This is a genomic window from Glycomyces sp. NPDC050141 (assembly GCF_055586545.1).
Window position 1 is genome coordinate 18,822 of record NZ_JBVJHZ010000035.1, and the last position, 22,503, is coordinate 41,324.

Genomic DNA, 22,503 nt, shown 5'->3' on the forward strand with positions numbered 1-22,503 from the left:
AACCGCCTGGCAAACCATATATAACCCGACATCAATGCCGCTACCGACCCTGCGGTTTTGGGATCTGCCTTTACGCTCCGTCACCGGCGGCGTAGCATGACCCGCGACGAAACCGTTCTTTAACAGACCGTCCAGTGAGGCGGAGAAGGAGGTTCGCGTGGTTTCCCCTGCCCTCAGGCAGTCAGAGGAAGACCCGTCGGGCAAGCAGATCCTGTCAGATGACGACATCGGCCGCATCCTCGACCGCATCGCCCACCAGATCCTGGAGAAGACCAAGGGCGCCCCCGACACCATGCTCCTCGGCATCCCCACCCGCGGCGTCGCGCTCGCCGGCCGGCTCGCCGACCGCATCCGCCGCTTCGCCGACATCGACGTCCCCGCCGGGACCCTCGACATCACGCTCTACCGCGACGACCTGCGCCGCAATGCGCTCCGGGCCCTCGGCCCGACCGAGCTGCCGCCCGGCGGCGTCGACGACCAGCGCATCATCCTCGTCGACGACGTCCTCTACTCCGGGCGCACCGTCCGCGCCGCGCTCAACGCGCTCTACGACCTCGGCCGCCCCGCGAGCGTCCAGCTCGCCATCCTCGTCGACCGCGGCCACCGCGAGCTGCCCATCCGCGCCGACTACGTCGGCAAGAACATCCCCACCGCGCGCGACGAGTCCGTCGCCGTGCGCCTGACGGAGTACGACGGCTTCGACGCCGTGGTCCTCACTGGAGGCCGGGAGCGATGAAGCACCTGCTCACCACCAAGGAGCTCACCCGCGAGGAAGCCGAGCTCGTCCTCGACGTCACCGAGCAGATGGCCGAGGCCGTCACCGGCCGCGAGGTCCCCAAACTCCCGGCGCTGCGCGGCCGCACCGTCGTGAACCTCTTCTTCGAGGACTCCACGCGCACCCGCACCTCCTTCGAGACCGCCGCCAAGCGCTTGAGCGCCGACGTCGTGAACTTCGCGGCGAAGACCTCGAGCGTCAACAAGGGCGAGAGCCTGCGCGACACCGCGCTCACCCTGCAGGCCATGGGCGCCGACGCGGTCGTCATCCGCCACCCGGCCGCCGGGGCCCCGCAGCGGCTCACCGAGTGGATCGACGGCGCGGTCCTCAACGCCGGGGACGGCACGCACGCCCACCCGACGCAGGCCCTGCTCGACGCGTACACGATGAAGCAGCGCCTGGGCGGCATCGAGGGCCGGACCGTGGCGATCGTGGGGGACATCCTCCACTCGCGCGTGGCCCGCTCGAACATCTGGCTGCTCACCAAGCTCGGCGCGAACGTGCGCCTGGTCGGCCCGCCGACCCTGCTGCCCAAGGACATCGACGCCTGGCCCGTCGAGGTCGGCTACGACCTCGACGCGAGCCTCAAAGGCGTGGACGCGGTCATGATGCTCCGCGTCCAGCACGAGCGCCAGAACGCCGCGTTCTTCCCGACCGCGAACGAGTACTCGCGCCTCTACGGGCTCGACGAGCGCCGCCTCGCGCTCATGCCCGACCACGCGATCGTCATGCACCCCGGCCCGATGAACCGCGGCATGGAGATCGCCGCCGCCGTCGCCGACTCGCCCCGAGCCACCATCACCGAGCAGGTGACCAACGGCGTGTGGGTCCGCATGGCCGTCCTCTACCTCCTGCTGACGAACGGAGAGAGCAAGTGAGCGAACTGCTCATCAAGAGCGCCGACATCGTCGGCAGGGGACGCCAGGACGTCCTCGTCCGCGACGGCCGCGTCGTCGAACTCGGCAGTCTGTCCTCTAGCGACGCCGAGGTCGTGGACGCCGACGGCCTGGTGCTCCTGCCCGGCCTCGTCGACCTCCACACGCACCTGCGCGAGCCCGGCCGCGAGGACGCCGAGACCGTCCTCACCGGCACCCGCGCCGCCGCCAAGGGCGGCTACACCGCCGTGTGCGCCATGGCGAACTCCTACCCCGTCGCCGACACGGCCGGGGTCGTCGAGCAGGTCGCCGCGCTCGGCCGCGCCGCCGGGTACGCCGACGTGCAGCCCATCGGCGCCGTCTCGATCGGCCTGGAAGGCAAGCGGCTCGCCGAGATCGGCGCGATGGCCCAGTCCGCCGCGCAGGTCCGCATGTTCTCCGACGACGGCCACTGCGTGCACGACCCGGTGCTCATGCGCCGCGCCCTCGAATACGTGAAGACCTTCGGCGGGCTCATCGCCCAGCACGCCGAGGAGCCCCGGCTCACCGAAGGCGCGCAGATGAACGAGGGCGCCGTCTCGGCCGAGCTCGGCCTGCCCGGCTGGCCCGCGGTCGCCGAAGAGGCCATCATCGCCCGCGACGTGCTCCTCGCCGAGTACACCGGCGCGCGCGTCCACTTCTGCCACGTCTCCACCGCCCGCTCGGTCGCGATCATCCGCGAAGCCAAGGCCCGCGGCGCGAACGTGACCGCCGAGGTCTGCCCGCACCACCTCCTCCTCACCGACGAGGCCGCGCGCTCCTACGACCCGGTCTACAAGGTCAACCCGCCGCTGCGCCGCGAAGCGGACGTCGAGGTCCTGCGGGCCGCGCTCGCCGAGGGCGTCATCGACGCCGTCGCCACCGACCACGCCCCGCACGCCCGGCAGGACAAGGAGTGCGAGTGGGCCGCGGCCCGCCCCGGGATGCTCGGCCTGGAGACCGCGCTGTCGATCAGCGTCCTCGCCCTCGGCGGTCCCGCCGATGTGGACTGGGACGTGCTCGCCGAGCGCACCTCCCGCACCCCCGCGCGCATCGCGGGCCTCGAGGCCCACGGCCGCGACCCGCAGCCGGGCACCGAAGCGAACTTCACCCTCGTCGACCCCTCCGCGAAGTGGACCGTGGTGCCCGAAGGCCTCGCGTCCCTGTCTCGCAATACGCCCTACGCCGGGATGGAACTCCCGGTCACCATTGAAGCGACGTTCCTTCGCGGACGCGCCACCGTCCTGAACGGGAAAATTGCAGAGGAGATGTCCGAATGAGCAGCAGAGCACCCGCGATCCTCGTCCTCGAGGACGGCCGCGTCTTCCGCGGCGAGGCCTTCGGCTCGGTCGGCGAGACCTTCGGCGAAGCGGTCTTCAACACCGGCATGACCGGCTACCAGGAGACCCTCACCGACCCGTCCTACTACGGGCAGGTCGTCGCGCAGACCGCCCCGCAGATCGGCAACACCGGCTGGAACGACGAGGACGACGAGTCCCGCCGCATCTGGGTCGCCGGTTACGTCGTGCGCGACGCCGCCCGCACCGCCTCCAACTGGCGCGCCAAGCGCGGCCTCGAAGACGAGCTCGCCTCCCAGGGCATCGTGGGCATCTGCGGGGTCGACACCCGCGCCCTCACCCGCCACCTGCGCGAAGCAGGGGCGATGCGCGTAGGGATCTCCTCGCGCGACACCGATGTGGACGCGCTCCTCGCGAAGGTCAAGGCCTCGCCGCACATGGCCGGCGCCAACCACGTCGGCGCCGTGACCACGGCCGAGCCCTACACCTACGAGGCGAAGGAGCAGCGCTACACCGTGGCCGCCCTCGACCTGGGCATCAAGCGGAACACGCCGCGGCGCCTCGCCGAGCGCGGCATCACCACCACCGTGTACCCGGCCACCGCCGAGGTCGACCAGCTGCTCTCCCAGAAGCCCGACGCCGTGTTCCTCTCCAACGGCCCCGGCGACCCGGCCACCGCCGAGCACCAGGTCAAGGTCACGCAGGAACTGCTGCGCCGCAAGGTCCCCGTGTTCGGCATCTGCTTCGGCAACCAGATCCTCGGCCGCGCCCTCGGCCTGGAGACCTACAAGCTGAAGTTCGGCCACCGCGGCATCAACCAGCCGGTGCTCGACCGCCACACCAACAAGATCGAGATCACCGCCCACAACCACGGCTTCGCGCTGAAAGCCCCGGAGAGCGGCGAGTTCTTCGAGACCGACTTCGGCCGCGTCCAGGTCAGCCACGTGTGCCTCAACGACGACGTCGTCGAAGGCCTCACCTGCCTCGACGTACCCGCCTACTCCGTGCAGTACCACCCCGAGGCCGCCGGCGGGCCGCACGACGCCGACTACCTGTTCGACCGCCTGATCGAACTCATTCAGCAGCAAGAAGGGGCCCCGACCCATGCCTAAGCGCCCAGACCTCAAGCACATCCTGGTCATCGGGTCCGGACCCATCCAGATCGGCCAGGCCTGCGAGTTCGACTACTCCGGCACGCAGGCCTGCCGCGTGCTCCGCGAGGAGGGCCTGCGGGTCACCCTCGTCAACTCCAACCCGGCCACGATCATGACCGACCCCGAGTTCGCCGACGCGACCTACGTGGAGCCGATCACGACCGAGGTCATCGAGCAGATCATCGCCAAGGAGAAGCCCGACGCGCTCCTGGCGACCCTCGGCGGCCAGACCGCCCTCAACGCCGCCGTCGCCCTCCACGAGGCCGGCATCCTCGACAAGTACAACGTCGAGCTCATCGGCGCCGACATGGACGCCATCCAGCGCGGCGAGGACCGCCAGCAGTTCAAAGAGGTCGTCCTCAAAGTCGGCGGCGAAGTGCCGCGCTCGGCCGTGTGCCACAGCATGGACGAGGTCACCGCCACCGTGAAGGACCTCGGCCTGCCCGTGGTCATCCGCCCCTCCTTCACCATGGGCGGCCTCGGCTCCGGCATGGCCTACACCTGGGAGGACGTCGACCGCATCGCCGGGAACGGCCTCGCCGAGTCGCCCACCACCGAGGTCCTCATCGAGGAGTCCGTGCTCGGCTGGAAGGAGTACGAGCTCGAGCTCATGCGCGACCGCAACGACAACGTCGTGATCGTGTGCTCCATCGAGAACGTCGACCCCATGGGCGTCCACACCGGCGACTCCGTCACCGTCGCCCCCACGATGACCCTCACCGACCGCGAGTACCAGCACATGCGCGACATCGGCATCGCGATCCTGCGCGAGGTCGGCGTCGACACCGGCGGCTGCAACATCCAGTTCGCGATCGACCCGGCCGACGGCCGCATGATCGTCATCGAGATGAACCCGCGCGTCTCCCGCTCCTCCGCGCTCGCGTCGAAGGCCACCGGCTTCCCGATCGCGAAGATCGCCGCGAAGCTCGCCATCGGCTACACGCTCGACGAGATCCCGAACGACATCACCAAGGCCACCCCGGCCGCGTTCGAGCCCACGCTCGACTACGTCGTCGTCAAGGTCCCGCGCTTCACGTTCGAGAAGTTCCCCGGCGCCGACCCGACGCTCACCACCACCATGAAGTCCGTCGGCGAGGCCATGAGCCTCGGCCGGACCTTCCAGCAGGCCCTGCAGAAGGCCCTGCGGTCCACCGAGACCAAGCAGGCCGGGTTCTGGACCCGCCCCGACCCCGAGGGCGCCACCCTCGAGAACACCATGGAGGCCCTGCAGACCGCGCACGACGGCACGATCTACACCGCCGAGCGCGCCCTGCGCTTCGGCGCCTCGATCAGTGAAGTCCACGCGGCCTGCAAGATCGACCCGTGGTTCCTCGACCAGGTCGCCCAGCTCATCGACCTGCGCGGCGAGATCGAGGGCGCCGCCGTCGTCGACGAGGCCCTGCTCCGCAAGGCCAAGCGCGCCGGGTTCTCCGACGCCCAGGTCGCGGCCCTGCGCCCCGAGCTCGCCGGAGAGGACGGCGTGCGCCGCCTGCGCCACCGGCTCGGCCTGCGCCCGGTCTACAAGACCGTCGACACCTGCGCCGCCGAGTTCGAGGCCCACACGCCCTACCACTACTCGACGTACGAGGACGAGACCGAGGTCGCGCCCTCCAACCGGCCCAAGGTCATGATCCTCGGCTCCGGCCCCAACCGCATCGGCCAGGGCATCGAGTTCGACTACTCGTGCGTCCACGCCGTGCAGGCCCTGCGCGAGGCCGGGTACGAGACCATCATGGTCAACTGCAACCCCGAGACCGTCTCCACCGACTACGACACGGCCGACCGGCTCTACTTCGAGCCGCTCACCTTCGAGGACGTCACCGAGGTCTTCCACGCCGAGCACCAGTCCGGCACCGCCGCGGGCGGGCCCGGCGTCATCGGCGTCGTCGTCCAGCTCGGCGGCCAGACCCCGCTCGGCCTCGCCGAACGCCTCCAGAACGCCGGGCTCCCGATCGTCGGCACCTCGCCGAAGGCCATCGACAACGCCGAGGACCGCGGCGTCTTCGGCCGCCTCCTCGGCGAACTCGGGCTCGTCGCCCCCGACGGCGGCACCGCCACCTCCTACGAGGAGGCCCGCGAGGTCGCCGCCCAGATCGGCTACCCCGTGCTCGTGCGCCCCTCGTACGTCCTCGGCGGCCGCGGCATGGAGATCGTCTACGACGAGGACACCCTCGCCGGGTACATCTCCCGCGCCACCGAGGCCAGCCCCGAGCACCCGATCCTCATCGACCGGTTCCTCGACGACGCCATCGAGATCGACGTCGACTGCCTCTGCGACGGCACCGACTTCTACCTCGGCGGCATCATGGAGCACATCGAGGAGGCCGGCGTCCACTCCGGCGACTCCTCGTGCGCGCTCCCGCCGATCACCTTGGGCGCCACCGTGATCGAGCAGATCCGCGACTACACCGCGAAGCTCGCCTTCGGCATCGGCGTGCGCGGCCTCATGAACGTCCAGTACGCCCTGAAGGACGAGCAGCTGTACGTCCTCGAAGCGAACCCGCGGGCCTCGCGCACCGTCCCGTTCGTCTCCAAGGCCACCGCCGTGCCGCTCGCCAAGGCCGCCGCCCGCATCGCGCTCGGCGCGACCATCGCGGAGCTGCGCGCCGAGGGGATGCTCCTGCCCGTGGGCGACGGTTCCGACGCCGGACCGGAAGTCCCGATCAGCGTCAAGGAAGTCCTCCTGCCCTTCAAGCGGTTCCGCACCGTCGAAGGCGCCGGACTCGACGCCGTGCTCGGCCCGGAGATGAAGTCCACCGGCGAGGTGATGGGCATCGACTCGTCCTTCGGCCTGGCCTTCGCCAAGGCCACGCTCGCCGTCTACGGCAAGCTGCCCACCTCCGGGAAGGTCTTCGTCTCGGTCGCCGACCGCGACAAGCGCGCCATCGTCTTCCCGGTGCGCCGCCTCGTCGACCTCGGCTTCACCGTCTACGCCACCGAAGGCACCGGCCTGGTCCTCAAGCGCCACGGCATCGACTTCACGCCCGTCGCCCGCCACAGCGCCGGCACCGGCGAAGCCGGCGGAGGAATCGTCGAAGATGCCGTCAGCCTAATTGCCGCAGGCAATGTCGACCTGGTCATCACCACGCCCTCGGCCTCCTCGGGCCCGCGCACCGACGGCTGGGAGATCCGCTCGGCCGCCGTCGTCGCCGACGTCAGCTGCGTGACGACCATCCAGGGCGCGGCCGCCGCCACCCAGGCCATCGAGTCGGCCTCCCGCGGCGAGATCCGCGTCGCCTCCCTCCAGGAGCTGCACCAGCGCCTGCGCGGCGACGAAGCGACCGTCTGACACGCCGCCGGGTGAGCGGGTTCGCGGCGGTAGCCGTCCCGCTCACCCGGCGCATTGACGTATACAGGAATGAGCATGCTGTACCAGAAACTGGCCCGCCCGGTCCTGTTCGGGATCGGACGCGGCGACGCCGAGAAAGCGCACGAGACGACCCTGCGCTGGCTGACCCGCCTGTCCTCCCAGCGACAGGCCCGAAACGCGCTCATCAAGCTCAACCAGCTCAGCGCCCCCGTCACGGTCTTCGGGGTGCCCTTCCCCAACCCGATCGGCCTCGCCGCGGGCATGGACAAGAACGGCGTCGCGACGGGCGCCTGGCCCGCCCTCGGCTTCGGCTTCGCCGAGATCGGCACCGTGACCGCCCAGCCCCAGCCCGGCAACCCGAAGCCGCGCATGTTCCGCATGAAGCGCTCCGAGGGCATCGTCAACCGCATGGGCTTCAACAACCTCGGCGCGCAGGCCCTCGCCGCGCAGCTCACCGCCGCCCCGGCCGTGAACTGCCCGCTCGGGATCAGCATCGGCAAGTCGAAGGCGGTGCCCCTCGAAGGCGCGATCGACGACTACCTGACGTCGATGCGGTTCCTCTACCCGTTCGCCGACTACATCGCGATCAACGTCTCCTCGCCGAACACGCCGGGCCTGCGCCAGCTGCAGGACGCCGGGGCACTGCGGGCCCTGCTCGGCGCGCTGCGCACCGAAGGCGTGCGCCTGGCCGCCGGGCGCCAGCCGCGCCCGGTCCTGGTCAAGATCGCGCCCGACCTCACCGAGCCCGCCATGGCGCAGCTCCTGGAGGTCTGCCTCGAGACCGGCGTCGCGGGCGTCATCGCCACGAACACGACGCTCGGCCGCGACGGCGTGGACCCGAGCGATGACGCGATCGCCGCCGAGCCCGGCGGCATGTCCGGGAAGCCGCTCACGCAGATCTCGCGCGAGATCGTGCGGTTCGTGCACCGCGAGACCAACGGGACGCTGCCGATCATCGGCTCGGGCGGCGTCATGACCGCCGACGACGCGCAGGCCATGTTCGACGCGGGCGCGAGCCTCGTCCAGCTCTACTCGGGCCTCGTCTACAACGGCCCCGGCCTGGTGCGCAGCAGTGTGCGCCGCTACCGCAACGCCGCCCGCCAGGGCCACCGCTCCCCTCAGAACCGCTGAAGACGAAGGAAACGCCATGCCCACCAAGAAGGACTTCGGCTCCCGGGCCCACCACTTGTCGCAGGCCAGGGGCCCGCTGTGCGCCGGGGTCGACCCGCACGGCGCCCAGCTGCAGCAGTGGGGGCTCGACGACGACCTGGCCGGGGCCGAGCGCTTCGCGATGACCCTCGTCGAGGCCACCGCTGAACATTGCGCGTTCATCAAGCCGCAGTCGGCGTTCTACGAGCGGTTCGGTTCGAAGGGCATCGCGCTCCTCGAACGGGTGATCGCGGCGTCCCGCCAGGCCGGTGCGCTCGTGATCCTGGACGTCAAGCGCGGCGACATCGGCTCGACCATGGCCGCCTATGCGCAGGCCTACCTCGACCCGGCCTCGCCGCTGGCGGTCGACGCGATCACGGTGAGCCCGTTCCTGGGCACCGGCTCGCTGCAGCCCGCCTTCGACCTCGCCAAGGAGCACGGCAAGGGCCTGTTCGTGCTGGCCCGCACCTCGAACCCCGAGGGCAAGCAGGTGCAGACGGCCAAGCGGCGCGACGGCAAGTCCGTGGCGCAGGGGGTCATCGACGAGGTCATCGAGCAGAACGGCGACGCGGACCCGATGGGCCCGTTCGGCATCGTCATGGGCGCCACCATCGGGGCCTGCGCCTCCGAGAGCGAGGCGCGCCTGCGTGAGTCGACTTACGGAATCACGCACACCACCGTTCGCCAACGTGACACCGCTCACGACTTGTCGCAGTTCAACGGCCCCGTGCTGGTCCCGGGCATGGGCGCCCAGGGCGGGCGCCCGAGTGATCTTCCGCGCGTCCTCGGCGCGGCAACGAACTTCGCAATCCCGTCCTATTCCCGACAAATCGCACAGCCGGGGCCGACCGTGGCGAGCATTCGCACCGCCGTCGAGGCGTTGCAGGAGGAATGCCGCGCCGCGATGGGGGAATAAACCAGCGGATTCGGGGCCCGAAATTTGCCCCACCCCCGGTCGCAGGCGTGTCGGACACTGGGGTTACCGTTCCCGAGCTGGGTATGCTTCACCGATACCCGCACGTCAAGGTCCACAGGGACGAAACCATCGACTGCAAGGAGACCCCGTGCCGCTCCCTAAACTGACTCCGGAACAGCGCGCCGCAGCCCTTGAGAAGGCCGCCCTGGCCCGCAAGGCCCGCGCCGAGCTCAAGGAGAAGCTGAAGTCGGGCGAGACCACCCTGGAGCAGGTCCTCAAGGACGCCGCCACCGACGACATCCCGGGCAAGATGAAGGTCTCGGCCGTGCTGAAGGCCCTCCCGGGCATCGGCGACAAGCGCGCCACCCAGATCATGGAGAAGCTGAAGATCGCTGACTCCCGTCGCCTCCGCGGCCTCGGCGAGCACCAGCGCGCCGCGCTTCTGGATGAATTCAAGGGCGACCAGGCCTAAGTTCGGGTAGTAGTAGTCGCGTGAGCATCGATCACCACCACGCAGCCCCGGCCCAGCGCCTGACGGTCCTGTCCGGCCCGTCAGGAGTCGGCAAGGGCAGCGTCAAGGCCCTCATCCAGGAGTACTACCCGTGGGTCTGGCTCTCCGTGAGCTGCACGACCCGCAAGCCGCGTCCTGGTGAGGTCGACGGCGCCGACTACCACTTCGTGTCGACCGAGCAGTTCGAGTCGATGATCGCCGCGGGGGAGTTCCTTGAGTGGGCCTCCTACGCGGGGAACCTCTACGGAACCCCCCGCGGCCCGGTCGAGGAGCGCCTGCGCGCCGGACTCCCGGCGCTGCTGGAGATCGAACTGCAGGGCGCCCGCCAGGTCCGCCGGACCATGCACGACGCCCAACTGGTGTTCCTCGCGCCGCCGTCGTGGGACGAACTCGTCCGCCGCCTCACCGGGCGGGGGACCGAGGACGAGGCCACGATCGCGCGCCGCCTGGACGCCGCCCGCCAAGAGCTCGCCGCGGAGGCCGAGTTCGATCACACAGTCACCAATGTGTCGATCGAGCAGGCGGCCGCTGAGCTGGTAGAGTTGCTCAGTTCTCCGGCGATCGTCAAGTCCGGAGCGCGCTAGGTCCGGCATCCCGGACCCGGCAGCAACACACGAGTCGTACACGAAGGAATACACGTGTCAGGGACTGTCGCCGACCCGATCGGCATCACCAACCCGCCGATCGACGACCTGCTCAAGAAGAGCGAGTCGAAGTATCAGCTGGTCATCTACTCGGCCAAGCGCGCGCGCCAGATCAACGCGTACTACTCCCAGCTGGGCGAAGGCCTGCTGGAGTACGTCGGCCCGCTCGTCGAGACCACGCCCGAGGAGAAGCCGCTGTCGATCGCCATGCGCGAGCTCGACAAGGGCCTGCTCGAGACGAAGGCGTTCGACGACCCCGAGGCGTAAGCTTCGCGCGTGAACATCGTCCTGGGCGTGTCCGGCGGCATCGCCGCCTACAAGGCCTGCATCCTGCTCCGCCTCCTCAAAGAATCCGGTCACGACGTCCAAGTGATCCCGACCGAGGCGGCGCTGCATTTCGTCGGTGAAGCCACCTGGGAGGCCCTTTCGGGCCACCGGGTGGCTTCCGGCGTCTTCTCCGACGTGTCCGAGGTCAAGCACGTGCGCCTCGGCCGTCAGGCCGACCTCGTCGTGGTCGCCCCCGCGACCGCCGACCTGCTCGCGCGGGCCGCGCACGGCCGCGCCGACGACCTCCTCACCAGCACCCTGCTGACCGCGACCTGCCCCGTCGTGTTCGCCCCGGCGATGCACACGGAGATGTGGGAGCACGCGGCCACGCGCGCGAACGTCGCCACCCTGCGCGAGCGCGGCGCGCACGTCGTCGAGCCCGACTCGGGCCGCCTCACCGGCGCCGACACCGGCCCCGGGCGCCTGCCCGAGCCCGAGTCGCTCTTCGCCCTCATCAAGGGCTTCCTCACATCCCCCGCTCGTGACCTGGTGGGCCGCAAGGTCCTCGTCACCGCGGGCGGCACCCGCGAGGCGATCGACCCGGTCCGCTTCATCGGCAACCACTCTTCAGGCAAGCAGGGCATCGCGCTCGCCGCGGCGGCCGCCGCGCGCGGCGCCGACGTGCACCTGATCGCCGCCCACATCGACGCCGCCCTGCCCGCCGGGATCAGCGTCGAACGCGTCTCCTCCACGGCCGAACTGCACGGGGCCACCTTGAAGGCCGCCGCCGAGGCCGACGCGGCCGTGCTCGCGGCCGCTCCGGCCGACTTCACTCCCAAGAATTCATCGGATCGCAAACTCAAACGCAAAGGCGACATAGACCTCGCTTTGACTTCGACGACGGACATCTCCGCCGCTGTTGGCGCCGCGAAACGCCCCGGCCAGGTCCTCGTCGTCTTCGCCGCCGAGACCCACGACGGACCCGAGCACGCCATGCGAAAGCGCGAGGCCAAGCACGCCGATCTGGTCGTCCTGAACGACGTTTCGGGTGGTGCCGTGTTCGGCTCGGCGGAGAACTCGGTCACCGTGTTCGACGAACGTGGCGAAGTCGACGTCCGCGAGCGCGTCTCCAAGGAGGTCGTTGCCGACGCCATCTGGGATGCCGTCTCAGCGCGGCTCCCGCTGAGTGGACGGGATTGACACCGCGTGGCCGCCGCGTGCCGACTTGGTGGCAAGATCTTCAGCGCATAGACTTGTGAGCTGCGAAGTCAGTTGAAGAGCGCCGTATCGCGGCGTGGAAGTGTTGAGGAGTGCCGTGGCACGTCGCCTGTTCACCTCCGAGTCGGTCACTGAGGGCCACCCGGACAAGATCGCCGACCAGATCTCCGATGGGATTCTGGACGCCCTGCTCGCGGAGGACCCCTCCAGTCGGGTCGCGGTCGAAACCCTCATCACCACCGGTCAGGTGCATGTGGCGGGTGAGGTCACGACCCACGCCTACGCGGACATCCCCCGGATCGTGCGCGACGTGATCCTGCGGATCGGGTACGACTCCTCCAAGAAGGGCTTCGACGGCGCCTCGTGCGGCGTGAACGTCTCGATCGGCGGCCAGAGCCCCGACATCGCCCAGGGCGTCGACAAGGCCTGGGAGTCCCGTGTGGACGCCGCCGAGCACGACGAGCTCGACCTCCAGGGCGCGGGCGACCAGGGCCTCATGTTCGGTTTCGCGTGCCGCGAGACCCCCGAGCTGATGCCGCTGCCGATCGCCTTGGCGCACCGCCTCTCCCAGCGGCTGACCGAGGTCCGCAAGGACGGCACCGTGCCGTACCTGCGCCCTGACGGCAAGACCCAGGTCACCATCGAGTACGAAGGCAACAAGCCGGTCCGCCTCGACACGGTGGTCGTCTCCAGCCAGCACGCGCCCGACATCTCGCTCGACTCGCTTCTGGCGCCCGATGTCGCCGAGCACGTCATCGCGCCGGTCGTCTCGGGCCTGGACCTCGACACCGAGGGCTACAAGCTCCTGGTCAACCCGACCGGCCGCTTCGAGATCGGCGGCCCGATGGGCGACGCCGGTCTGACCGGCCGCAAGATCATCGTCGACACGTACGGCGGCTACGCCCGCCACGGCGGCGGCGCGTTCTCCGGCAAGGACCCGTCGAAGGTCGACCGCTCGGCCGCCTACGCCGCCCGCTGGGTCGCGAAGAACGTCGTGGCCGCCGGGCTCGCCGAGCGCTGCGAGGTCCAGGTCGCGTATGCGATCGGCAAGGCCAAGCCCGTCTCGATCGCCGTGGACGCCATGGGCACTGAGACCGTGGACCCGGCCGCGATCGAGCGCGCCGTGCTCGAGGTCTTCGACCTCCGCCCGGCCGCGATCATCCGCGACCTCAACCTGATCCGGCCGATCTACTCCAAGACCGCCGCCTACGGCCACTTCGGTCGCGAACTCCCCGAGTTCACCTGGGAGGCCACCGACCGGGCCGCGGCCCTCAAAGAAGCCGTGAGCTAATCACCGACGCAACCCGCCGGGCCCCGTCGACTGTCGGCGGGGCCCGGTATTTTTATCCGATGGACGAGTCCCCGGCACGATACGCAGCGGTCTGCGTTGACCACCCGTTGCCGCAGCTCAACCAGCTTTTCGACTACCGGGTGCCGGTGGAGCTCTTGGACGAGGTGCGCCCGGGGTGCCGGGTCGCGGTGCGGTTCAGCGGGCGCAAGCTCAAGGCCACCGTGATGGAGCTGCGGGACCGGACGGAGTTCCCCGGGAAGATCCTGCCGGTGCTCGAAGCGGTCCCGCCGGGGCCGGTGCTCACCGGTGAAGTGGCGGCGGCGGCGCGGCGGGTCGCGGACCGGTATGCGGGGAACCTCGCGGACGTGCTGCGGCTCGCGCTGCCGGAGCGGAAGATCCGGGTCGAGAAGGAGCCGGTGGCGGAGGCGCTGCCGGTGGACGCGCCGACTGACACTCACTGGAATAGATATATCGCTGGCGAGGCATTCCTGCGCGCGGTGCGCGAAGGGAAGTCGCCGAGGATCGTCTGGAACGCGGTCCCAGGAGAGGACTGGGCGGCGCGGTTGGCGGAAGCGGCTGCGACGGCCTCGGCCGCCGGGCGCGGCGCGCTGCTCGTCGTTCCGGACCAGTACGACCTGGAGCGGCTCGATGCGGCGCTCACAGAGGTGCTCGGGCCGGATCGCCATGTGACCCTGTCGAACGCGATGGGGCCGACCCCGCGGTACCGGTCGTTCCTCAAGGCGCTCCGGGGCGAGGTGCGGGTCGTGGCCGGGACGCAGGTGGCGATGCTCGCGCCCGTGGAACGCCTCGGCCTGGTCGCGGTCTGGGACGACGGGGACAAGAACCTCGTCAGCCTGCACGCCCCGCACCCGCACGCCCGCGAGGTGCTGCTGACCCGCGCCGAGCTGGCCGGGGCCGCGTGCGTGGTCGGCGGGTTCTCGCGCACGCCGCAGGCGCAGCTGCTGGTCGAGACCGGTTGGGCCCATTCGGCTCCCGGGCAGCGCAGCGCGCTGCGCGAGGCCTCGCCGCGCGTGGTGCCGATCGGCGACGACGCCGACCTGTCGGCCGACCCGTCGAGTTCGACGGCCCGGCTGCCCACGGTCGCTTGGGAAGCGGCCAGGAAGGCGCTCAACGCCGACCAGCCGGTCCTGCTGCAGGTGCCGCGGCGCGGGTACGTTCCGGCGGTGTCCTGCCAGCGCTGCCGCACCCGGGCCCAGTGCCCGGAATGCACTGGGCCGCTGCGGCTCACGGGCCCGCGCCGACCGCCGGTGTGCACGTGGTGCGGGCGGGTCGACGAGCACCACAAGTGCCAGGAATGCGGGTCGCCGCAGATCCGCGCGGTGGTGATCGGGGCCGCCAGGACCGCTGAGGAGCTTTCGAGCGCGTTCCCCGGCGTCGAGGTGGTCGAGTCGAATGCTTCGGAGCGTTTGGACGCGATCCCGGCGGGGCGGCGGATCGTCGTCTCGACGCCCGGTGTCGAACCTGCTGCGCCGCAGGGCTACGGCGCGGTGCTGCTGCTCGACACGTGGGCGCAGCTGACCCGGGCGGAGCTGACCGCTGCCGAAGAGGCGCTGCGGATCTGGATGAACGCGGTGGCGCTGGCGGCGCCGACGGGCACCGCTGTCGTCACGGCTGACGGCGGTCTGCCGGTGGTGCAGGCGCTGATCCGTTGGGACGCAGGGTGGTTCGCAGCACAGGAGCTCGCGGACCGGTCGGAGCTGGGGTTCCCGCCGGTGATGAAGTTCGCGGCTTTGACGGGGCCGAACGGGGAGGCGGAGAAGATCGCCGCGAACCTGCCTTCAGGTTTGGGTGCCGAGGTGATCGGGCCGATCCCGGTGGACGAGCACACGGAGCGGCTGCTGCTGCGGGTGCGCCGCCGCGACGGCGCGGCCCTCGCGAGTGTGCTCGCGAAGGCCACCGCGGAGCGGTCGCTGGCGAAGGCCGAGCAGGTGAAGATCCAGATCGATCCGCGCGAGATCGCTTGAGCCTCAGCGGCTCGCGGGCTTCCAGCCTTTCTCGGTGGTGATGAGGAGCCGCTTGCCCGCGGCGTCCGGGTCGGCCGCGGCCTGGAGTATGCCGGTGGCGGCGTCCGCGAACGGGAGCGTCGGCAGCCCTGGCACTTTGCCGACCTCGTCGAGGTCCTTCACGGCCATGTGCGCCGGTACGCCTTCGTTGAGGTTAACCGGGTAGACCACTGTCCAGCTGATGCCGGAGGTCGGTAGTAGCCGTTCGGACGCCTCCTTGTCGGCGAAGAGCGGGGCGGTCATGGTCCGGTAGATGAACCGGGCGAAGCCGGAGGCTTTGGCCGCGGTGTCGCCGACGCCGAAGGCCGAGACGAGGACGAGCCTCCCGGCCCCGGATGCCTTGACGGCTTCGATGATCAGCGGCACGTGCTGCTGCATGAAGTCGACCGGTTTGCGCGATCCCTTCCTGAACTTCGGGCCGATGGCGACGATGACGGCGTCGGTTCCGGTGAAGGCGGCCGTCATGGCCGGGACGTCGTGTGCGGCGCCCGCGACGGTCTGCAGTCCGGGCTGATCGGCGACGGGTTCGGGCCTGCGGGCAATGGCGACGACCTCGTGTCCGGCGGCGAGTGCCTGCTCTACGACGTGGCGTCCGATGCTCCCGGTGGCGCCGACTACTGCGATGCGCATTTCCTGCTCCTCGATTCGGGGTCAGTTCTGATGGTCGCGTGCCCGCGTCCTCGGCGGGGGCGATCTGGTCCGATCCGACCCCCGGTACGGCCGCGAGCGCGGTCAGAACTCTGTCGGGGAGGCGCCGACCGCGAGGACGGCGATGATGCGGAGCAGGACCCAGCCGACCGCGATCCAGCCGAGGACGATGCCAGCTGTGGCGAGGCCCGCCCCGGCCTGGCCGGTCTCCTCGATCTGGCGTTTGGCGATGTTGCCGAAGATGATGCCCAGGAAGCCGAAGCACAGGCAGAGGCCGACGATGCCGACGACGAGGGCGGCGACGGCGTAGCCGTTGGTGCCGGGTTTGGGCGGGTACTGGTAGTAGTACGGCCCTGCGGGCGCGTACTGCGGCGGCGGCGCCGGGTATTCGGGGGCGGGCGGCGTATCCGGTTCGGCGTCGGCGGTCCCGGTTTCCGGGTCGGGAGCGTCTGCGGCGGGCTCGGCCGGTTCGGGCGCGGGCTCTGCGGGGCGGGGTTCGTCCTGGGACATGTCGGGGTCCTTCACGTCAGGGGGACTTCGATTGTCGCAGTAACGGACCGGGAGGGGTCCCGCCGCTGCTCACTCAGGTTCGCCGCGCCCGAGCCGGGCCCGGGCGACGAGCCACAGTTCGCGCAGGCGCTGGCGGAACACCGGTTCACCGGGGTCCGCTGTCGGCCCCGCCCCGGGCCCGCTTGCCGAGGAGTTCGGCGACCTCGGCGCGCCCGTGCGTGCCGATCGAGTCGTGCAGGCGCAGGGCCCGCGCCCAGTGCGTGCGGGCGCCCTTGTCGTCGGACTGAGCTGCGAGGGAGTTGCCGAGGCCGTGGTTGGCGCGGGCCTCCTCGTACGGGTCGGGGGCGGCCTCGACCAGGTCGAGCGCTTCGCGGTGGAGGCGTTCGGCGGTGGCCGGGTCGCCGACGACGTTGTACGTGAACCCGGTGTTGTTGAGCACCTCGAGGCGCAACTCCATGCTGGGGACGCTCGCGGTCGCGTCGAGCGCCTTCTCGCACAGCGCCTTCGCCTGGTCGTGGAGGCCCTGGTGGGCGCGTGCGTACGCGAGGCGGCTGCGGATGAACGCCTCGCCGAACTCGTCCCCGGAGTCCCGGTACGCGTCGAGGGCCCGGTCGAGGAGGTCGGCGGCCGCCTCGGGGTCGTGGTCGCGCAGGCGCAGGCGGGCCAGCCCGGCGAGGGCGGCGCCGAGGTTCTGGCTCCAGCCCCGGTCGGCGAAGGTCTTGACGGACTTCTCGAACCCGCTCTGGGCGTTCGCGTTGTCGCCGACGAGGAGGTCGAGGTGGGCGATGTCGTCGAGCGCGTTGGCCTCGCGTACGGCGTCGCCGAGTTCGCGGAAGCCCTCGGCGACCTCGACGGCGCACTGCCGGGCCTCGGCGAGGCGCCAGCGCTGGCTGTGGCACCACCCGAGGGCGGCGAGGGCGACGAGTTCACCGTGGCGGTCGCCAAGCTCGGCGGCGAGGTCCCGGGACGCGGTGAGGTGGTATTCGGCGTCGTCGAGGGCGCCGATGGCGCGGTGTGTGCTGCCGATCTGGTAGCGGACGGTGGCCTCGTGCCGCTTGTCGCCTTCGGTCTGGGTGGCCTCGAGCGCGACGGCGAGGCAGTCGAGGGCCTCGGTGCGCAGGCCGCGCAGGTACTGGAAGCGCCACAGCGCGGTCGCGAGGCGGGCGGCGTGCCAGCGGTGGCCGGTGGCGGCGGCGTGGCGGAGCGTCTCGGTGAGCGCCGAGTGGCGGGTGTCGAGCCATTCGAGGGCGGCTTCGGCGGTCGCGAATGCTGCTGGGGGGACGTCGGTCTCGGGGACCACTTCGGGGTCGAGGCCGAACAGGACGGGCCAGGCTCCGGCGACGGAGGCGATGCACCAGTCGTAGAGGCGCGCCAGGGCCGCGTCGCGGTCGGGCTGGTTTTCGGCCTGCTCGCGGGCGTAGGCGCGGACGAGGTCGTGGACGCTCCATCGGCCGTCGCCGACAGCAGCGGTGAGGTGCACTTCGGCGAGGCGGTGGAGCGCGGCCGCAGCGTCGGCGACGGCGGTGCCGGTGAGGGCGGCGATGCCGGAGGGCTCGAACTCGGTGGCGGGGTGGAGGCCGATCGCGTTGAGCGCCAGGTGTTCGGCGGGTTCGAGGCGGGCGCGGGTGACGTCGAGGCAGGAGCGTAGCCCGGCGGCCTCGTCGCCGGGGAGGTCGAGGTGGGCGAGGGGCGCGCTGGCGATGCGGTCGCGCAGGTCGCCGAGGGCCTGCTCGGGGTGGGCGAGGGACTGGCAGGCGGCGAGGCGCAGGGCGAGGGGGAGGTCGCCGCAGGCGGCGGCGAGGCCGCGGGCCGCTTGCGGGTCGGTGGCGATGCGGTCGCGTCCGACCATGGCGCCCAGGAGGTCCATGGACTCCTCGCGGGCGAGCGGGGCGAGGCGCAGGTGCGGGACGCCGTGCGTCGCGGTGAGTCCGAATAGGACGGTTCGGGCGGTGATGAGGGCGGCGGAGCCTCCGGTGCCGGGGAGGAGGTCGCGGAGCTGCTCGGGGCTGCGGGCGTTGTCGAGGACGACGAGGACGCGGCGGTGGCTCAGGAGCGAGCGGTACATCGCGGCGCGCTCGTCCACGTCCGCCGGGATCTCGTCGGTGTCGGTGCCGAGCGCGGTCAGGAACCGCTGCAGCACCGGCGAAGGCGTGAGCGGGTCTGCGCCGGAGAAGCCGCGGAGGTCGACGTAGAGCTGCCCGTCGGGGTAGTCGTCGAGGGCCCGGTGGGCCCAGTGGAGGACGAGCGCGGTCTTGCCGATCCCGGCGGAACCGGCGACGACGACGGCGCGCGGCGCGGTCTCGCGCGTGTGCTCGCCGATGAGGCGCAGTTCGCGCTCGCGGCCGGTGAAGGCGTGCGGGGCGGGCGGGAGCTGGCGGGGGACCTGCCCGGCGTCGGCCACGTCGGAGGCGGCGATCCGGGAGCACTGCGCCAGCCACGTGTCCACAGTGGCCTCATCGCCGCCGCAGGCGCGCACGAGCGCGGCGACCACCTCGGAGCGGGGGAGCGAGTCGCGGTTGAGCACGGCCGCGAGCGTGGAGGTCGGGAGCCAGTCCCCGTGGTCGCGGGCGCGGCGGCTGACCTCCCGGATGCTCAGCCCCGAGCCGGCGCGCAGCTCGCGGAGCAGGGCCACCATCTGGGGCGCCGAACCGGCGGCGGAGGGGTCAAGGCCATTGAGGGAATGACGCACATCACTGAGTGTACCGAGACCCATGCGTCCCCGTCCGCCCCGTCCGGGACGCACCGGGACACTCGCAGTCATTGCCGCCCACCGGGATCGGGTGGTGCACTGGAATCCTCCGGGAAGGCCCGCGGTCCTTCGGGGCCGATCATCCCTTCCGGACTGTCCCTTCCAGGCTGTTCCTTCCAGGAAACTCGGGCCGACCAGTGCTGTCGTCGGCCCGTCCTCCCGGCCGCTCCGCTTCGGGGCGGCCGGGCTTCTCAGCAGATCGTGCCCGGGGTCGCGGCCGTCGCCGCCGCCAGGTCGCGGATCAGCTCCAGGTCCACCTTCTCCGGCCTCGAGAACCGCAGGCAGCTCTTGCCCATGTCGTAGCCCGCGAGGCGCTCGGCGAAGGCGTCCCGCACGTCCGTGCGCAGCACGTAGAACGAGATGTACCGCCGCTGCGACGCGAACGCGATCCCGTCCTCGCCCCGCTCGAACGCGGGCATGCCGTAGGCCATGACCTCCGCGAACCCGGGCATCGCCGCCCGGCACACGTCCCGGATCGCCGTCATCACCGGCCGGCGCTCCGCGGGGAGCTGCGCCAGGTACTCGTCCACGGTCGCCGCGTCGCTCTGCACCATCCCCAGAACGTAGCGCCGATGCGCGCCGAAGCGATGAGTTTCGGCGCGCCGCCTCGTCTCAACTGATGCAATCGGCTTATCGAATCCGCTCGGAAGGACGAACCGCCATGCAGAAGATCGTCACCAACATCTGGTACCAGGACAACGCCGCCGAAGCCGCCGTCGAGTGGTACCTCACCCTCTTCGAGGACGCCAAGGTCACCAGCACCATCCCCTACGTCGAGGACGCCCACGGCAAGACCGGCGACGCCATGGTCGTCAACTTCGACCTCGCCGGGCAGTCGTTCACCGCCATCAACGGCGACGACTCCGCCAAGCACGACCACGCCATGTCGCTGCTCATCAACTGCGACACCCAGGAAGAGGTCGACCGACTCTGGGACGCGTTCCTCGCCAACGGCGGCAGCGAGATCCAGTGCGGCTGGATCGCCGACAAGTGGGGCGTCAACTGGCAGGTCTGGCCCACCCAGGCCGACCAGTACGTCGGCGGCCCCGACAAGGAGGCCGCCGTGCGCGCCGTCCAGGCCATGTACGCCATGAAGAAGATCGACCTCCAAGGCCTCAAAGACGCCTACGAAGGCTCCTAGGACCGAAACCGGGCAGGCCCGGTCCCCCGCGCGGGGGACCGGCGCCCCACCCCGGAGGGAAGCCGCCCGCCCCCGCGCCTGCGAAGCTTGACCCATGAACCGCCGCTGGCACAATGGCCCCATGCGCCTCCTCGCCCCGCTCTGGTCCCGGGCCACCTACCGCGGCTGGGTCTGGGCGATCCTCGGCGGCGCGCTCATGATGCCGTTCATGATGGTCGGCGCCCTCGGCTACAACTTCCTCAACCCGGACGCCGGGTTCGACGGCGTCATCGAACCCGTCGTCTTCGCCGCCGTCCTCCCGCTCGTCGCCGCCGCCTCGCTCCTCCTGCCCGACCGCGAAGTCGAGCGCACGGCCGCCCGCCGCCTCCTCGGCGCCGAGTTCGCCTCGCCCGCCGACGACGACTCCTGGAACTCCCGCTGGCGCACCGGCTGCTGGTTCACCCTCCACGCCGCGATCGGCGGCGTCGTCAGCGGCATCACGCTCGCCCTCGTCCCCTTCGCCGCCTTCCTGGTCCACTACGGCGCGCTCCGCACGTTCACGGACGGGCCCGTCGACACCCGCTGGTACGACGGCTGGTTCTCCGACTGGGGCCTGCTCACCGGCCCGCTGTGCCTGGTCGCCCTCATCGCGCTCGTCGCCGCCGTCACCGCCGCCATGAGGGCCTTCGCGCCCAAGCTCCTCGGCCAGGGCGCGAGCGACCGCCTCGCCGCCTCCCGCGCCGAGGCCGCCCGCCTCGCCGCCCGCAACCGCATCGCCCGCGAACTCCACGACTCGGTCGGGCACGCCCTCTCCGTGGTCGTCGTCCAGTCCGAGGCCGCCTCGCGGCTCATCGCCCGCGACCCCGCGTTCGCCGCCGAGGCCATGGCCGCCGTCGGCGAGACCGCGCGCGGCGCGCTGGCCGAACTCGACGCCGTGATCGGGGCCCTGCGCGAGGACCGCGAGGGCTCGCGCGCTCCGCAGCGCGACCTCTGCGACCTCTCGGCGCTCGTCAAGGAGTCCGGCGTGGCGGTCGACCTGCGCCTCACCGGCGACCCGGAGACATTGGGCCGCTTGGCGTCCCGCGAGATCTACCGGATCGTCCAGGAGGCGCTGACGAACGTGATCCGCCACGCCGACGAGCCGCGCGCCTCGGTCACGGTGGACGTCGGGACCGCCGAGGCCGCCGTCACGGTGACCAGCCCGGCCGCGCGCCGCCCGCGCGGCAGGCAGGGCGGCCGGGGCCTCATCGGCATGGCCGAACGCGCCGCCGTCCTCGGCGGGACCGCCGGAACCGAATGGGGCGCAGGCGAATGGACCGTCCGCGCCGCCGTACCGATCGACCAGAAGGGCCGGGAATGACCGCACCGCTGCGCATCGCGCTGATCGACGACGAGGCCCTGATCCGCACCGGGTTCGCCGCGATCATCGGCGCCGAACCGGACCTCGAGGTCGTCGCCCAGGGCGCCGACGGGATCGACGCGCTCACCATCGCCCGCTCGGGCAAGGCCGACGTGCTCCTCATGGACGTGCGGATGCCCACAGTGGACGGCATCCAGGCGACCGAGCGGATCGTCGCCGAGCTCGCCGCGCCGCCGAAGATCCTCGTCGTCACCACCTTCGACAACGACGACTACGTGTGGCAGGCCCTGCGCGCCGGGGCCGACGGGTTCCTGCTCAAGCGCACCCGCGTCGAAGACCTCCTCGCGGCCGTCCGGCTCGTGGCCCGCACCGACGCGCTCCTGTTCCCCGAAGCGGTCCGCCGCCTCGCCGCTGCGGCCCCGGCCCGCAAGGCCCCCAAAGGCATCGCCGACCTCAGCGAACGCGAACGCGAAGTCCTCGTGCTCGCCGCCAGGGGCCTCTCGAACCAGGAGATCGCCGCCGAGCTCTTCCTCGGCCGCGAGACCGTCAAGACCCACCTCAGCGGCGTCTACGCCAAACTCGGCGTCCGCGACCGCACCCAGGCCGTCATCGCCGCCTACGAAGGCGGCCTCGTCTGAGTCTGATAGCGGCGCCCGGCCCCGAGTG

At 71.2% G+C, this 22,503-nt stretch carries 20 protein-coding genes; 16 read left to right on the plus strand and 4 right to left on the minus strand.

The genetic code is table 11. The annotated features are described in order from the left end of the window. Positions 1–157 precede the first annotated feature (157 nt). The 13 genes from pyrR to ACZ60M_RS19370 all read left to right on the plus strand — a co-directional run bounded on the left by pyrR (position 158) and on the right by ACZ60M_RS19370 (position 15,411). Complete coding sequence (gene pyrR, locus ACZ60M_RS19310; protein ID WP_465419906.1) at positions 158–736, plus strand: bifunctional pyr operon transcriptional regulator/uracil phosphoribosyltransferase PyrR; 579 nt, start codon at positions 158–160, stop codon at positions 734–736. Continuing rightward, positions 733–1,653 (plus strand): aspartate carbamoyltransferase catalytic subunit, encoded by a 921-nt coding sequence (locus tag ACZ60M_RS19315; protein ID WP_465419908.1) that lies wholly within the window; start codon positions 733–735, stop codon positions 1,651–1,653. The genes pyrR and ACZ60M_RS19315 overlap by 4 nt, the downstream gene beginning before the upstream one ends. Continuing rightward, complete coding sequence (locus tag ACZ60M_RS19320; RefSeq protein ID WP_465419910.1) at positions 1,650–2,948, plus strand: dihydroorotase; 1,299 nt, start codon at positions 1,650–1,652, stop codon at positions 2,946–2,948. The genes ACZ60M_RS19315 and ACZ60M_RS19320 overlap by 4 nt, the downstream gene beginning before the upstream one ends. Continuing rightward, complete coding sequence (gene carA, locus ACZ60M_RS19325; protein WP_465419912.1) at positions 2,945–4,078, plus strand: glutamine-hydrolyzing carbamoyl-phosphate synthase small subunit; 1,134 nt, start codon at positions 2,945–2,947, stop codon at positions 4,076–4,078. The genes ACZ60M_RS19320 and carA overlap by 4 nt, the downstream gene beginning before the upstream one ends. Beyond that, on the plus strand, positions 4,071–7,409 hold the full coding sequence (gene carB / locus ACZ60M_RS19330) for a carbamoyl-phosphate synthase large subunit (protein ID WP_465419914.1): 3,339 nt from the start codon (positions 4,071–4,073) through the stop codon (positions 7,407–7,409). Before carA ends, carB begins: the two co-directional genes overlap by 8 nt. A 75-nt stretch (positions 7,410–7,484) precedes the next feature. After that, a complete protein-coding gene (locus ACZ60M_RS19335) occupies positions 7,485–8,561 on the plus strand; it encodes a quinone-dependent dihydroorotate dehydrogenase (protein ID WP_465419916.1) in 1,077 nt (358 codons plus the stop codon). Positions 8,562–8,577: 16 nt separating this feature from the next. Next, positions 8,578–9,495: an orotidine-5'-phosphate decarboxylase gene (pyrF, locus tag ACZ60M_RS19340; protein ID WP_465419918.1), complete on the plus strand. Its 918-nt coding sequence runs from the start codon at positions 8,578–8,580 to the stop codon at positions 9,493–9,495. A 148-nt stretch (positions 9,496–9,643) separates the two neighbouring features. Beyond that, positions 9,644–9,967 carry an integration host factor, actinobacterial type gene (gene mihF / locus ACZ60M_RS19345; RefSeq protein ID WP_465419920.1) on the plus strand — a complete coding sequence of 108 codons (324 nt, stop codon included), beginning with the start codon at positions 9,644–9,646 and terminating at the stop codon, positions 9,965–9,967. 20 nt (positions 9,968–9,987) lie between these two features. After that, positions 9,988–10,590 (plus strand): guanylate kinase, encoded by a 603-nt coding sequence (gene gmk, locus ACZ60M_RS19350; protein ID WP_465419922.1) that lies wholly within the window; start codon positions 9,988–9,990, stop codon positions 10,588–10,590. Positions 10,591–10,644: 54 nt separating this feature from the next. Then, positions 10,645–10,917: a DNA-directed RNA polymerase subunit omega gene (gene rpoZ, locus ACZ60M_RS19355; RefSeq protein WP_465419924.1), complete on the plus strand. Its 273-nt coding sequence runs from the start codon at positions 10,645–10,647 to the stop codon at positions 10,915–10,917. 9 nt (positions 10,918–10,926) lie between these two features. Next, positions 10,927–12,117, plus strand: coding sequence for a bifunctional phosphopantothenoylcysteine decarboxylase/phosphopantothenate--cysteine ligase CoaBC (gene coaBC, locus ACZ60M_RS19360; RefSeq protein WP_465419926.1), 1,191 nt, complete (start codon positions 10,927–10,929; stop codon positions 12,115–12,117). 115 nt (positions 12,118–12,232) lie between these two features. Further along, positions 12,233–13,426: a methionine adenosyltransferase gene (gene metK, locus ACZ60M_RS19365; protein ID WP_465419928.1), complete on the plus strand. Its 1,194-nt coding sequence runs from the start codon at positions 12,233–12,235 to the stop codon at positions 13,424–13,426. Between the two features lie 59 nt (positions 13,427–13,485). Next, positions 13,486–15,411, plus strand: coding sequence for a primosomal protein N' family DNA-binding protein (locus ACZ60M_RS19370; RefSeq protein WP_465419930.1), 1,926 nt, complete (start codon positions 13,486–13,488; stop codon positions 15,409–15,411). 3 nt (positions 15,412–15,414) lie between these two features. Here the strand turns inward: ACZ60M_RS19370 and ACZ60M_RS19375 are convergent, their stop codons facing one another. From ACZ60M_RS19375 to ACZ60M_RS19390, 4 genes are all read right to left on the minus strand, one after another. Then, positions 15,415–16,080, minus strand: a complete 666-nt coding sequence (locus ACZ60M_RS19375; RefSeq protein ID WP_465419932.1) for an NAD(P)-dependent oxidoreductase — start codon at positions 16,078–16,080, stop codon at positions 15,415–15,417. 102 nt (positions 16,081–16,182) lie between these two features. Further along, positions 16,183–16,608: a DUF4190 domain-containing protein gene (locus tag ACZ60M_RS19380; protein ID WP_465419934.1), complete on the minus strand. Its 426-nt coding sequence runs from the start codon at positions 16,606–16,608 to the stop codon at positions 16,183–16,185. Positions 16,609–16,753: 145 nt separating this feature from the next. Next, positions 16,754–19,297 carry an ATP-binding protein gene (locus tag ACZ60M_RS19385; protein WP_465419936.1) on the minus strand — a complete coding sequence of 848 codons (2,544 nt, stop codon included), beginning with the start codon at positions 19,295–19,297 and terminating at the stop codon, positions 16,754–16,756. 251 nt (positions 19,298–19,548) lie between these two features. Continuing rightward, positions 19,549–19,911 carry an iron chaperone gene (locus ACZ60M_RS19390; RefSeq protein ID WP_465419938.1) on the minus strand — a complete coding sequence of 121 codons (363 nt, stop codon included), beginning with the start codon at positions 19,909–19,911 and terminating at the stop codon, positions 19,549–19,551. 107 nt (positions 19,912–20,018) lie between these two features. Between ACZ60M_RS19390 and ACZ60M_RS19395 the strand changes: the two genes are divergently transcribed. The 3 genes from ACZ60M_RS19395 to ACZ60M_RS19405 all read left to right on the plus strand — a co-directional run bounded on the left by ACZ60M_RS19395 (position 20,019) and on the right by ACZ60M_RS19405 (position 22,475). Then, entirely contained in the window at positions 20,019–20,498 is a 480-nt protein-coding gene (locus tag ACZ60M_RS19395; protein WP_465419940.1) for a VOC family protein, read from the plus strand. Between the two features lie 121 nt (positions 20,499–20,619). Then, positions 20,620–21,837 (plus strand): sensor histidine kinase, encoded by a 1,218-nt coding sequence (locus ACZ60M_RS19400; protein ID WP_465419942.1) that lies wholly within the window; start codon positions 20,620–20,622, stop codon positions 21,835–21,837. Further along, the gene (locus tag ACZ60M_RS19405; RefSeq protein ID WP_465419944.1) at positions 21,834–22,475 is read left to right on the plus strand and encodes a response regulator transcription factor; all 642 of its coding nucleotides are present in this window, start codon (positions 21,834–21,836) and stop codon (positions 22,473–22,475) included. The genes ACZ60M_RS19400 and ACZ60M_RS19405 overlap by 4 nt, the downstream gene beginning before the upstream one ends. Positions 22,476–22,503 lie beyond the last annotated feature (28 nt).